The organism is Paenibacillus sp. A3M_27_13, assembly GCF_024213315.1.
GTDB classification, from domain to species: domain Bacteria; phylum Bacillota; class Bacilli; order Paenibacillales; family Paenibacillaceae; genus Paenibacillus; species Paenibacillus polymyxa_B.
In genome coordinates, this window is sequence record NZ_JANAVE010000011.1 from 170,266 (window position 1) to 185,998 (window position 15,733).

Sequence of the window (15,733 nt, forward strand, 5' to 3'; positions counted from 1 at the left end):
TATATCTACCCCTTATATCTGAACTATTGGTTGATCTCTTCCAATATTTCTTTAATAATAGCCGCATTTTTATCTATATATCCTGTACTTAACATATCAAAATGACTGCCAAATCCGTTATATACTTTGAACTCTCCCGTTGTTGCCTCTCTCCATCCTTCACATAAATCAGCTTCACCTTCATTGTCTTGCTGCTGTGATATAATAAGATGGATATTGGAGTTTATCTGTCCCGAGTTTATAACACTTCTAGTGTATTTATGATAATTTCTCATTCTTTCAATGGCCTTTTCAATAACTGCCTGGTTATCTCCAAACATGCCTTTTATAAGTTTCTCATTTTCTTCTATAAATTCTTTATCCTGTTGCTCAGCAAGTTTCTTAGCATCTTCGCTTTCTTCCTCAATAAGGACAAATGATTTAGCCGAATCCAGAAAGATTATATCGGATACATGATGTCCAGTTTCAATTAATACTTTAGCAACTTCAAATGCCAGATTACCTCCTGCCGAGTAACCAAATAGAATATATGGGCCCTCGGGTTTGACAGAAGTAATTGCCTTCACATACTCCTCCATCCTGCTCTCATTTTCTATAAAGTCAAAGGAATATATGGAATAAGCATTCATTTGTTTTGATAAACTACCATAAGCTATTCCATTTCCTCCTCCTGGAGGGAATGCAAACATAAGACTCTCCATTGCTGAATTAAAATGAATTGCCGGACTTGGTGTAATATAATCATTGGCGTACGTATTGTGTATAAAACGGGCAATTTCCTTTATGGTTGGGGCCATATAAAAGTCTTTTAGTGGTACCTCAACATTTAACTGTTCATAAATTCTGCTTATAAGGGATATTGCCTTCAGTGAGTATCCTCCCAGTTCAAAGAAGTTATCATTCACACCAATTTTTTGTACTCCAAGGGCATCATGCCACAGCAGTGCAAGCTTCTCCTCAACTTCACCGCAAGGCTCTACATACTCTACTGATGTAGCTAAAGTACCGTCATTTTGGGGTAAATTATTCCGATCTATTTTGCCATTGGCTGTCAAAGGCAGCTTTTCCAGCTGAACAAAGTATTGTGGTATCATGTAATCGGGAAGTTCTTTTAAGAGAAGCGCCCTTAAATCTGATATTGTAGATTCACTTTCCCCTGCTATATAAGCACACAAATACTTGTTGCCCTCCTGGTCTGTCTTTGCAATTACCGCAGCTTCTTTTATTGAAGGATGCTTTAATAGCTGCACTTCTATTTCCCCAAGCTCTATCCTAAAGCCCCTAATCTTTACCTGATGGTCTACTCTGCCTATAAATTCGATGTTTCCGTCAGGAAGCCACCTTCCAAGATCACCGGTACGATACATTCTTTCTCCAGAGCTGAAAGGATTAGCTACAAATTTTTCCGTAGTCAATTCAAGTTTGTTCAAATAGCCTTTTGCCAGCCCATCTCCAGATATATATATTTCACCAGTTGTATTAACCGGTAAGATATTCATGTCTTCATTAAGTATATATATCTTATAATTCTGCAATGGCATACCTATAGGTATACTTGTTAGATTTCTCACCTTCTCACGGCTTAAATGGTAATAAGTTGAATCTACGCAGCATTCTGTTGGACCATAAACGTTTGTTATAGTAGGGTTATTATCTTTAAACCGATCATAGAAACCTTGTATACCTTTACATGAAAGTTCTTCCCCTCCGATAATAAACTGCATAACTGAAAGACTTTCGCCAGGCCTGGCAGTATCTGTTAAAAGCTTTATATGTGCTGGTGTTCCGTCTGAAACAGCAATTGAATTCCTGTTATAGTACTTTAGAAGGCCCTCACCATCTAGCCTTGTATCCTCAGGAACTATAAACAGCGTATGGCCAAGGAGAGAAGCCGCAAATATTTGTTTTACAGATGCGTCAAAAAAGTAAGGGGACACAAGGGCAACATTTAAATAATTATCATAATTTTCATAGACAAGCTTTCTTAGTCCATAAACCAAGTTAACTACACTTCGATGCTCTATCATTGAACCCTTCGGAACTCCAGTAGATCCCGATGTATAAATGATATAAGCTAAGTCCTCTGGTTTATTTATTTTATCAAGGTTTTCAGCACTTCCAATGTATATTTCAGGGGAATCAAGCAGTAATATATTACCGTAAAACTCTGCTTTATCCGCTAAATGTGATTGCGTCAACAGCATAGTTGCATTACTATCTTCCAGTAATTTTTTTATTCTTAGTTCAGGAAGTTTGGTTGAAATTGGTAAATAGACACCTCCTGCTTTTAAAATTCCCAGTATTCCAACCTGCATATCTACGGATCTTTCTACCATTATTCCAACTATGCTGTTTTGCTTTACACCATTACTTCTTAGTGCTCTGGCAAGCTGATTTGCCTTTTCATTGAGCTGCCTGTAGGTTAATTGCTTGTCCTCAAACACTACAGCTACATTATCAGGTGTCCTTTCCACTTGGTCTTGGAACAGCTCATGTAGAGTCTTATCCCTAGGGTATTCTGCCTTTGTATCATTAAAACTATTTAGTATTTGCTGTTTTTCATCCTGAGATAGTATATTTATTTCGGACAGCATCTTTTCGGGGTAAGCTGTGATCTCTTCCAGTACATTGATGAAATGGACCCCAAGTTTTTCTATTGTCTCTTTCTTAAACAGACGAGTAGCATACTTTAACCCAAATACAATATTATTCTGGGTCTCTTGGGCGTTTAGGGTCAAATCAAATTTGGACGCCCTGAACTCATTATCATAGGGCATGAACCTTAGCCCATTCATCTTAAATTCTGATGCCTCTTTATTTTGCAAGACAAACATAGTATCAAACAGCGGATTTCTGCTCAAATCCCGCTTAATGCTAAGCTTCTCCACAAGTTCCTCAAATGGGTAATCCTGGTTTTCATAAGCCCTTAGAGCATTTTCTTTTACTACCATCAAAAACTCGCTGAAATTCTTTTTACCTTGAGGGTAATTCCTCATAGCTAGGGTATTGACAAACATGCCTATGATGTCCTGCAAATCTGTATGTGGCCTTCCTGCTATAGGGCTTCCAATTACGACATCTTCCTGTCCGGTGTATTTGAAAAGAAGCACATTGTATGAAGCTAGAAGCACCATATACAGTGTTGCTCCATGATCCACGGCAAGCTTGTTCAGTTTATGTGCAAGTTCCCGGCCTGTTTCAAAACTGACCATATCGCCTTCAAAACTCTGTATAGCCGGCCTTGGGTAGTCTACCGGCATATCAAGTACTGGTATTTCTCCCCTAAATGCCTGGAGCCAGTATTCTTCTTGTTTACTGATTGTGCCGTCAGCAAACAATTTATTCTGCCATACGGAATAGTCCTTGTACTGAATCTGAAGTGCTGGAAGATTCATTCCTTCATACAAGCTTATGAATTCTCTTACCAGTATTTCATCCGACACCCCGTCAGATATGATATGGTGTTTATCAAGCATCATGACATGCCTGTCTTCTCTAATTTTTACGAGCCCTGCTCTTAGTAAAGGAGCCTTGCCAAGGTCAAATGGCCTTATGAATTCATTTGCTGCTTCTGAGGCTTTTTCTTCGCCGGTTTCCATGTACATGATACTAAATTCCACCTCATCATGGACCTTCTGCACCGGTTCACCATCTACCATATGGAAGGAGGTCCGGAAAGCCTCATGCCTTTTTACCAGCTGATCTAAGGCTTTCTCAAAACGTTCTATATCAATACTGCCTTCTAACAACATAAACTCTGGCATATTGTATGCCACCCTTGCTCCTTCAAGCTGATTTAATATATACAGCCTTCTTTGGGAAGACGACATAGGATAGTATTCCATTTCTCCAGTGGGCTGGATAGATTGATAAATACTCTCTTGGGCTTCCTGGATGTACTTGGCAATTTCTGCAATTGTCGGCAGCTTGAATATCTCCTTAAGAGATATATTTACATTGAACTCTTTGTGAATTTTGGCTGCAAAGTTTATTGCTTTTAATGAGTGCCCCCCAAGCACAAAGAAATTATCATTTCTCCCTATTTTCTCAACCCCCAGGATATCCTGCCACAATTGTACAAGCTTCTCTTCCACTTCACCTGAAGGTGCTTCATACTCTACTCCAGTATTTAAATGAGCAGCAGGGTGGGGCAAGTTCTTCCGGTCTATCTTACCATTGGCTGTCAAAGGCATTTCATCCAGCTGCATGAAGTATGCCGGGATCATATACTCGGGCAATTCTTTTGAAAGGCATTCCCTTAGTTCAGTTATTGTCAGTTCATTTTCCCCAACGAAATATGCACACAGATCCTTGTTCTTCTGTTGGTCTTCCTTTACAATAACCACAGCTTCTTTTATTGAAGCATGTCTTAATAGCTGAGCCTCTATTTCTCCAAGTTCTATTCTAAATCCCCTTATCTTTACCTGGTGGTCCATCCTGCCTAAAAATTCTATATTCCCGTCAGGCAGCCATCTTGCCAAGTCCCCAGTACGATACATTCTTTCTCCCTTTATAAACGGGTTAGATACAAATCTTTCTGCAGTAAGCCCCGTCTTGTTTAAATAGCCTTTGGCAAGACCATCCCCAGATATATATAATTCCCCAGCGATACCTATAGGATTTACTTCTAATTTCTTACCAAGTATGCATGCTCTGGTGTTTGGCAAAGGACGGCCTATGGGGATATTATCCAATCTACTAAGCCCCGCCGCAGTAATCAAATATTCCGTAGAATCCACACAGCATTCGGTAGGACCATAAACATTTGTGATGCAAGGTTGCACATCCTCAAATCTGCTTAGGAAGTCTTTTACTGCATCAAATGGAAGAACATCTCCGCCTATAATAAAATGTCTCACTTTTAGGTTATTATCTATAGGAGGAGAATTTAACATCATATTTACGTGTATGGGCGTTCCATCCGAAATATCAATCCTATTTTCACTATAGAAGTCCAGCAGCTTTTTACCGTCTTTCCTTGCTTCCTCCGGTACAATGTACAATGCATGCCCCATTAGCAGTGCTGCGAAAATCTGCTGCACCGAAGCATCAAAAACATAAGGGGCAATGAGGCAAACATTCAACGGTGATTCATATTTGCTATATATTCTCTGGAACAGACCCTCTACCAGGTTTAATACACTCTTATTATCAATGCAAACACCTTTAGGGTTTCCCGTTGAGCCAGAGGTATAGATGATGTACGCTGTATCACCAGGCTTATTTATACATTTTATATTCACATCGTTTATAAAATTATAATCATAATCAGATAAATCAATAATCTCACCATCGAAATCATCACGATCCATAAGATGATTTTGGGTGAGTAAAATTTTGGCCTTGCTGTCCTCCATCATATACCTTTTTCTTTCCAATGGATAATTAGGATCTACAGGAAGGTACGCCCCCCCAGCCTTGATTACTGACATTATACCTATAACCATTTCAGGCGAGCGGTCCACCATTATGCCTACAATATCATCAGGCTTTACTCCCTTTTCTCTTAATGCCCTGGCCAATTGGTTTGCCTTTTGATTCAGTTCTCGGTAGGTTAATTGTTTACCTTCAAAAACCACTGCAATATGATCAGGAGTCTTTTTCACTTGCTCCTCAAACATTTGGTGTATGGTTTTATCCAGGGGATATTCGAGAGCAGTATCGTTAAAGCTGTATAATACTTGCTGTTTTTCTTCCTGTGATAACATTTCGATTTCATAAAGCCTTTTTTCGGGGTATGCTGCAATTTCTTCCAGCAAATTGATGTAATGAGCCCCAAGTCTTTCAACTGTTTCTTTCTTAAACAGTCTTGTACAGTATTCGAGTTCAAAGGCTATACCATCCTCAGTCTCAAATGCATTTAAGGTGATGTCAAATTTTGATATTCTGCCTTCTATCCCTTTGTTGTACGGCTTGAAGCTTAGATCAGACGTTATGAGCTCTGCTTTTCCAACATTGTATATGGCAAACATGGTATCAAAGAGGGGATTCCTGCTCATATCCCTCCTTATGTCCAGCTTATCCACTAATTCTTCAAACTGATAGTCCTGATTGTCGTATGCTTTCAAAGCATTTTCTTTAACTTCTTTCAAGAATTCAATAAAAGTCTTTTCTCCTTGCGGGTGGTTTCTCATGGCCAGAGTGTTTACAAACATACCTATGATGTCTTGAAGGTCAGCATGAGGCCTTCCAGCTATAGGACTTCCCACAATAATATCTTCCTGTCCAGTGTATCTAGATAACAGCACATTGTATGCAGCAAGAAGCGTCATATATAATGTAGCTCCATTGTCTGATCCAAGCTTGTTAAGTCTAACCGCAAGCTCGCTATCAGCTTCAAAGCTGATGTAGTCTCCTTCAAAGCTTTGTACTGCGGGTCTTGGGTAGTCGGTGGATAAATCCAGCACAGGGATCTCTCCCTGAAAGGTCTGGAGCCAGAATTCCTCCTGCTTACTTATGGCAGCTCCTGCAAACAATTCCCTCTGCCAAACTGAGTAGTCCTTGTACTGTATACGCAGTGGAGGAAGTATTTTCCCTTCATATAAGCTTATAAACTCTCTTACCAGTATGTCGTTGGACACTCCATCCGATATGATATGATGCATGTCAAACACCATAATATGTCTGGCTTCTCCAATCTTTACAAGTCCAACTCTTAATAGTGGAGCCTTTCCAAGGTCAAAGGGCCTTATGAATTTCTCCACTATTTCGGGAACCTTCTCTTCACTGGTTTCCAGGTACATGATACTTAGGTCCGCCTTGTCATGGACTTTCTGAGACAGCTCTTCCTCGATCATATGGAAGGAGGTTCGAAAGCTCTCATGCCTTTCTATCAGACTATGAAAAGCCTGCTCAAAACGTGCTTTATCAACAGTACCTTCCAGCAATATTATGCCAGGTATATTGTAGGCGATTCCAGCTCCTTCAAGCTGGTTTAATATATATAGTCTTTTCTGGGCGGATGACATGGGATAATATTCCATATCCCCAGCACGTTGAATGGACTGATATAGGCTCTCCTTTGAGTCTTCAATGTAGCTGGCAATTTCTAAGATGGTTGGTGTCTTGAATATTTCCTTAAGAGGTATGTCTACATTGAACTCTTTGTGAATTCTTGCTACAAGGCTTGTTGCCTTTAACGAGTGTCCTCCGAGCATAAAGAAGTTATCATTTCTTCCTACCTTCTCTATTCCAAGGATGTCCTGCCACAGCAGCGCAAGCCTTTCCTCCACTTCACCTGAAGGCGCTGCATACTCTGTTCCTGTATTTATTCTTCCATCAGGCAGCGGCAGCGCCTTTCTGTCCAATTTTCCATTTATGGTTAACGGTACTTTTGCTATCCTCATAAAATAGGATGGAATCATATAATCGGGCAGCTCTTTAGATATAAGCTCCCTTATTTCGGTCACTGTCACTTCTCGGTCAGACACTATATAAGCGCAAAGATACCTGCCTACACTTGAATCCTCCCGGTCAATGACCACCGCCTCATTTATATCAGCATGCTTCAAAAGGGCTGCTTCTATTTCCTCAAGCTCGATTCTATACCCTCTTATTTTAACCTGGTGGTCTTTTCTGCCGGCAAATGCAATATTCCCGTCAGGAAGCCACTTTGCAAGATCTCCTGTTTTATACATCAGTTCTCCAGGCATAAATGGGTTCGGTACAAACTTTTCCCTGGTAAGTTCCGGTTTTTTCAAGTATCCTCTCGCCAATCCTGCCCCGGAAACACAGAGTTCACCCTCAACACCTATGGGCTTAAGATTATTGTTTTCATCAACTATAAACACCCGGGTATTGGTAATAGGTTTACCAATAGGTACCGACTTATCGGCCGTCTCACAATCATCTGCTTTCCATACCGTTGCACATACGGTTGTCTCAGTAGGTCCATAAGCATTTATATATGAAATCCTGTTGCTCCATTTCTTTAAAAGTTCGGGAGTGGAAGCCGAACCTGCTGCAATTACCTTCTTTAAGGAAGTTACTTTTTCCGGGTCCAGATTTGCCAGATACGGAGGTGGTAAAGTAGCAATAGTTATCTCATTTTCATTTAGGTATTCTTCAAATCTTCGATAGTCATTGATAATATCGCTTGAAGATATATATAGTGTTGCTCCTGCCAATAGTCCCATAAATATTTCCCAAACTGCAGCGTCGAATGAAATTGATGCAAATTGAATAATCCTATCGCTTTCACTTACATTTAAGCGGGTCTTGAAAAACGCCTCCAGATTTGCTACCCCTTTATGTTCTACCATAACCCCTTTAGGTTTTCCTGTAGACCCAGATGTATAAATGATATATGCCAAATTTTGCGGTGAACATACCACTTCCAGGTTCATAGGGTTTCCGGCATAAAGGCTTTCATCTTCTATGTCTATATACTTCCCGTAAAACTCCACTTTCTCCAGGAATTGCTTTTGGGAAATCAGCACCCCTATCTCGCTGTCCTCGAGTAAATATTCGATTCTTGCCTTAGGGTAGTCAGGATCTATAGGCATATATGCCCCTCCGGCTTTAAGTATGCCAAATATACCTATGACCATCTCCAGTGAGCGTTCTACCATAATACCCACTATGCTGTCTGGTTTAACTCCCTTATCCCTCACCACTCTTGCAAGCTGATTTGACTTCTCATTGAGTTCCCTATAGGTTAGCTGCTTACCCTCAAACACCACTGCCGCATTGTCAGGTGTCTTCACCGCTTGTTCCTCAAATAGTTGGTGAATGGTCTTTTCCCTGTGGTATTCCTCCGTTGTATTATTGAAGCAGTGTACTATTTCTTTCTTTTCCACTTCGGTGAGTATATCAATATTCCTAATATGCATATCGGGATTATCGGTTACAATTTCTATTACCGACTGAAAATGTCCCTTGATTTTTTCTATGAAATTACCATCATATACCAGTGAGTTGTAACTGAATTTAATAGATAATTCCTTACCGCCATCAACGAGTATCCCAAAATCATAATTCGTCTGCTCGAATATTTCCATTCCAACTACATTTAAAATGCCATTACTGGATGAAGCATTAACCGCTTCATCCATAGGGTAATTTTCAAAAGCCATGACATGATGTATCAAGGCATCTTTCAAGCATGTTTTTGACTGCACATCCGCCAGAGGATAGAAACTGTACCGGTCAGATTCAAGCACCGATTGCTGCATCTCTTTGATCAGTTCGGTAAAAGTTTTATCCTCATCACAACTCACCCTTACTGCAACGGTATTTATAAATAAACCCACCATGCTCTCAATTCCCTGTATTTCATGAGGCCTTCCCGATACCACCTCACCAAACACCACATCATCGGTATTGTTATACCGCTGTAATAATATCCCCCATATGGTCTTTATAATGGTACTCATGGTTGTATTGTTTTTGGCTGCAAACTTCTCAAGATCGCTAGTTATTTGTTCAGATATTTTAAACTCCGTTTCTTCAATCCTGAAATCATCACTTGCAGACCTGCCGTTTTGGGGAAGGACTGTCTGATGCTCGTAACCTTTAAGATAGGTTTCCCAGTAATCTGCGGCCTCGTTCTGATTTCTGCCTTCCAACCATTTGATATAGCGGCTGTAAGGATATACCTTTCCTGACTCCGGCTCCCGGCTATTCATCAGGGCTTCATAGTTTTCCATAAATTCTCTAAATATATTTGCGAGACTCCACCCATCAATAATGATGTGATGAAAGCTCCATACCATGTTATAAGATTGGTAGCCTGTTTTAATTACACTTAATCTTGTTAAAATATCCCTTGATAAGTCAAAGCCCTTTTTTCTGTCTTTAACCCTGTATTCTTCTATATACCTATCCCTTAGTTCTTCGGCAAGGGAGGTAATATCCTCATAGCTGACAGACAGCTTTCTTTCCTTCATGACTACTTGTAAGGGCTTGGCTACATTTTCATACAAAAAAATTGTTCTCAAAGCGTCATACTTTTCAATAATGATATTAACGCTCTTTTCAACACAATCAATGTCCAGGATGCCTTTTATAGAAAGTGATATCTGCTCAAAGTAGGCGTCTGAATTTTTATCCATCATATAGTGGTACAATATCCCTTGCTGCATAGGAGTGAGCCGGTACATATCTTTTATGTTTTGTTTCTTCAAATCACTCATAAGTACTCCTCCTTAAATACAAACTCTTTTTATTCGAAGTTATTCAATACGTCTTCAAACTCATCCATATTCAGATCGTCTACTGTAAAATCACTGAGTGTAGCTTCTGAATAGTCCATTTCTGCACAATGGGTTATTATGTTTACTAAATGCTTTTTAAAACTCACCGCTACCCCTTCAATAGTACTCTTCTCATACTCGCCCTGGTTGTAGCTAAAGTTTAATTCCAGCTTCCCGCCTTCTACAGTTCCGCCGTTAATATCAATACAATACTCACTTTTATAGTTTGGTCCTGTAGACTCTCCGGCAGGAATATCAGACACTCCAAATAAATTGTCTACATTATCCTGGTTGAATTGACCGAGGTAATTGAAGCTTATTTCAGGGTTTAGATTAAAGTTTAAATCGGCTTTGTTTTCCGGCAAGGTAAGATATTTTAGTATGCCGTAACCTATCCCTTTGTTAGGTATCTGCCTGATGTTTTCTTTTACCGATTTGATCATGCGGGAAATATCGAGTTGTCCGCTGACATCTAACACCACGGGATACTGGGTGGTGAACCATCCCACGGTCCTGCTTATGTCAATGTCTTTAATGATTTCCTCCCTGCCGTGCCCCTCCAGACTGATCAGAACCTTATCATTTCCGGTCCATTCCCTCACTGCTAATCCCAAGGCGGTAAGCAATATGTCGTTTACTTCTGTGTTATAAGCATGGTTTACCCGCTTTAGCATCTTCTCAGTCTCTTCAATACTCAGCTCGATCTTGACGCTATTGTTATTCATATACCTTCTTTCTTCAATCTCTCGGTCTTTTGGAAGCGGTATTGTTTCAGTTTTTTCCAAATTGGTCCAGTAATTTATTTCTTTTAATAGTTCAGGGCTATTGGCATACTCATCAAGCCTCTGTGCCCAATCTTTGAAAGAGTCGGTCTTGTTGCTGAATTTTATTTCATCATTGTTTAGCGCCTGTCTGTATCCTATGTCCAAATCTTCCAGTATGATTCTCCACGATACCCCATCAACTACAAGGTGGTGAATAGCTATTAGCAGGTGGTCCCCTTCTTTAGTCTTAAACAGACCAACCTTAACTAAAGGACCGTTATACAAGTCCATGCTCCTCTGAATCCTCGACGCTTCCAGCTCTATTTTTTCCCGGTAATTATAGCTGTCCCTAAGGTCTACAATTTCCAATGAAAAATGTTCACCTTCAAGGTTTTTGTTGTATTGGAGTATATTTTGATCCTCTATTTTTACCACTGTTCTAAAAATATCGTGGTGCTCTACAAGCTTTGACAATACTTTTCGAATAATAGCTTCTTCAAATCCGTTACGCCCATATATCATTATTTCCTGATTAAAATGATGGATATCCTTGCTGTCTTGTTTATACAACCATCTTTGTATAGGTGTTATCGGTACTATGCCTTCTACCGGGCCTTGATGAATTCTTCGGCTTGTAGATTGTATATATTCGACGAGTTCCTCAATTACAGGATGTTTGAATAAGTCCCGCATTTCAAGCTTTAGCCCATGGACGTTAAGACGCGACATTACCTGTATGGCTTTTATTGAGTCTCCTCCAAGGCTGAAGAAATTATCTTTTACCCCGATGTTTTCAGTTTTTAGTACGTCTTCCCATACTTTGGCCAGTATTTCTTCTCTTTCGTTTCTAGGAACTACATGCTCTACTCCGGTATTAATATTCCCCTGTGGTTCAGGCAATGCTTTCCGATCAATTTTACCGTTGGCATTAAATGGCAGCTGTTCCAGCTGCATGAAATATGCTGGTACCATGTAGTCAGGTAGTTCGTTTAAGAGATGCTCCCTTAGCTCGGAAATGGTCAATTCATTTTCCCCTACAATATATGCACACAGGTACTTCTTCCCTTGCTGCTCTTCCTTTGCAATAACCACTGCTTCCTTAATAGCAGTGTGCTTCACCAGATGTGCTTCAATTTCTCCAAGCTCTATTCTAAAGCCTCTTATCTTTACCTGGTGGTCGATCCTGCCCATGAATTCGATGTTCCCATCAGGAAGCCGCCTTACTAAGTCCCCTGTGCGGTACACTTTTTCGCCGGGAATAAACGGGTTAGGTACAAATTTTTCTGCTGTCAGTTCAGGTCTATTCAAATAGCCCCTTGCAAGACCGCTTCCACCTATCACAAGTTCACCGGCCACTCCTACAGGAGTTAATTGGTTGTGCTTGTCCAGTATATAAAGGTATACATTCTGTAAAGCTTTCCCTATAGGTACTGTTATAAGTTCTTCTGCTATTTTCTTTGTTATACTGTAACCCGCTGCATATATCGTGGACTCTGTAGGCCCATAGATATTTTCCAGAGATGTGTTCTCTGAGACATCGAAAAGCTCATGGACAAGCTTTTTGGGCAGCGCTTCTCCAGCAGCAAAAATATACCTGAGAGTTGATGGCAGTTTTATACCATTATCTTTTAAAGTATGTACCATTATATTCAGCATTGATGGTACAAAGTTTACATGGGTTATCTTATGCTTGTTTATTACCTCTACTAACTCCATAGCTTCCTTTTCCACACCTTGGCGTGATATTACAAGCTTTCCTCCGTTGAGGAACCAGCCAAATATCTCAGCTACGGATACGTCAAAGGTATAAGTTGTTTTAAATAGAAAAGCGTCTTCCGCTTTAAGCGGATACATGGCCTGGAGGGCTGTAATTATGTTTACAACGCTAGTATGCTCAATCATTCCACCTTTGGGCTTCCCTGTCGAACCTGATGTATAAATGACGTACGCAAGGTCCGAGGGTTTGTTTACATTTTCAAGCTTTGAGTTCTCTTCATTTAAATATTCTTCCTCCAGATATATAATATCCGCATCAATCTGCTTATTTTCCATAAAGGTCCTGGAGGTCAAAAGGATCTGGGAACCACTATCGTCCAACAAATACTTTATCCTTGTATCAGGATAATTAGGATCTATCGGCAGATACGCCCCTCCAGCTTTCAATATGGCAAATATCCCCACAATCATCTCAAATGAACGTTCGGCCATAATTCCTACAATACGGTCAGGCTTTACCCCTTTGTTCCTCAATACTCTGGCCAAATGATTTGCCTTTCCGTTCAATTCCCTGTAAGTCAAGTGCTTGTCTTCATATACCACAGCTATGTTGTCAGGTGTCCTTTCCACCTGCTCAGCAAACAGCTCATGTATGGTTTTGTCCTGCGGATAGTCTTTCTTAGTATCATTAAAGTCTATCAGCAACTGCTTTCTTTCTTCATGACTTAATATAATAAGCTTGTCAACTGACCCTTTGGGGTTATGGATAAACATATTTAAAATATTAATAAAATAGTCTATACACTCTTCTGCCTGTTTTCTTTCCAATACTTTGTCCGAGTAGATCAAGCTTATATTAAGATCATCGAATGTATTACTTACTGTAAAGTCAAGACTTGTATTGGTTGCTTCATATTCATCAACTGAAATTCTATCTTTAACATCACCGATTTCTTTGTTTATTATCTCGTTATATATATGAAAATCCACATAATTGAATATGGTATCAAATAAAGGATTTTCCTCTTTGTTTTCTTTTCCGCCCAGGATATTTATGATCTCAAATAAAGGCAGTCTTCCATAAAGCTTTAAGTTTATTAATTTCTTTTCTGCAACTTTTATCAATTCCTCCCATATATCGATTTTATCAAAACACATTTTGACGGGAACCGTATTTAAGAAGCACCCCAGCATCTTATCTCCATCTTCGCATACAGGTCTGTTATTTTCTACCAAACCTACGACAAAGTCATCCTCGTATGAAAGCATATTGAGCATATAAGTGTATGCAGCAAAGCAAAGTGTCTTTAAGCTTACATCATATCTTCTGGCAGTACTTCTTAAATCACCTAAAAATTCCTGACTTAAATGGCGTGTTACATGGTCTACTTTATAAGATTTTTTTGTTTTTCCATGAATATTTGCAGGCATATTCAACCTTTTATATTCACTTAATTCCTCTCTCCAATAATTAATTACTTCCTGGTTGTCCTTAATTGTCATTTGGTCTGCTATATAATCTTTATAGCTGCATTTAAGCCGTGTTGGTATATAATCTTTTTCTTGCTTAAGCTTAGAGTATAGGTTTGAAACTTCCGTAATCAATGAAGCAACACTCCAGCCATCCAGGATAGCATGGTGGAATATCAGAACCAGACAAATATGGTTTGCGTCAAGTTTGAATATTCTTATCCTCCAAAGGGGCTTTGATATATCAAACGGATTCGCTCTGTCATTTTCCAAATATTTGTTTATATACTCAACCTGCCCTGTCCTGCTAAAATTCATGATATCTATCTGCTCAATATCAAGACTACTGCCCTTGTAAACAATTTGCACAGGAGTTTCAAAATCCTCTAAATTAAAAACCGTCCTTAAAATATCATGTTTTGACGTCATTAGAAGCATCGCTTCTTTAAATGCTGGGAAATCAAAGTCTTTGTCATTCAGATGAAATGCAAATTGGTCATGATAAACTGCATTTTCATAGTCTTTTTTGGAATGATAAATCATACCCAGCTCTATGTGACTCATCGGATATATATCTTCCATGTCCGAAGGTAACTTTTCTGAGAGAGTTTCATTCATCAATATTCGCTGTTTAAATAACTCCAGTTCTTCCCTTGCTTTACCGATCTTACTGTTAAAAGCTTCCGTATCTTTTACTTTTAAGAATGCAGACAATCTCTCAATATCAGGATTCATGTATATATCCCTGATTTGGATGTTTATATCCAACTTTTTGCATATTGTGCTGACTAATGATATTGCACGTATAGAATCTCCGCCTATTTTAAAGAAGTTGTCCCTTATTCCTACCTGTTTTGCTCCAAGCACTTCCTGCCATATTTCAACCAGTTTCTCTTCCACTTCATTCCGCGGCGCTACATATTCTGTTCCCGTACTCATACTTCCGTCAGGCTCGGGCAATGCTTTCCTGTCTATTTTTCCATTAGGGGTCAATGGCAGCTTTTCCATCTGCATAAAGTAAGAAGGGATCATGTAGTCCGGGAGCTCTTTTGACAAGTGTTCCCTCATCCCCTGTACGGTTATTTCTTGATCCGGTACGACGTACGCACAAAGATACTTATTTCCGTCAGCTCCTTCTTTGTCCAATACCACTGCTTCTTTTATTGTTTCATGCTTTAATAACCGGTTCTCTATTTCACCCAGTTCTATCCTGTAGCCTCTTATCTTTACCTGATGGTCGATCCTGCCCAGGTATTCTAGGTTGCCGTCAGGCAGCCACCTTGCCAGGTCACCTGTCCTGTACATCCTTTCACCCGGTGCGAATGGGTTTGCTGCGAATTTTTCTTCTGTAAGTTCCGGTCTGTTCAAGTACCCTCTTGCCAGTCCATCCCCTGCTATACATAGTTCTCCCGCTACTCCTATCGGCTGCAGGCCCTTTTCCTTACTCACAACATATAACTTAATGTTATCTATGGGCTTTCCTATTGGTACAAGCTCCAATTCTTCTTCCGTGGAGCAGCCAAAGTAGGATACATCTACTGTTGCTTCTGTTGGTCCGTACAGGTTATGCAGGCTTGTTCCTTTTTCTTT

At 39.8% G+C, this 15,733-nt stretch carries 2 protein-coding genes; both read right to left on the reverse strand.

Features of this window, described 5'->3' with window-relative positions:
- Positions 1-23: 23 nt before the first annotated feature.
- A complete protein-coding gene (locus NLX82_RS25360; RefSeq protein ID WP_076160368.1) occupies positions 24-10,133 on the reverse strand; it encodes a non-ribosomal peptide synthetase in 10,110 nt (3,369 codons plus the stop codon).
- Positions 10,134-10,162: 29 nt separating this feature from the next.
- A partial coding sequence (locus tag NLX82_RS25365) for an amino acid adenylation domain-containing protein (RefSeq protein WP_483312067.1) occupies positions 10,163-15,733 on the reverse strand: 5,571 nt, incomplete at its 5' end.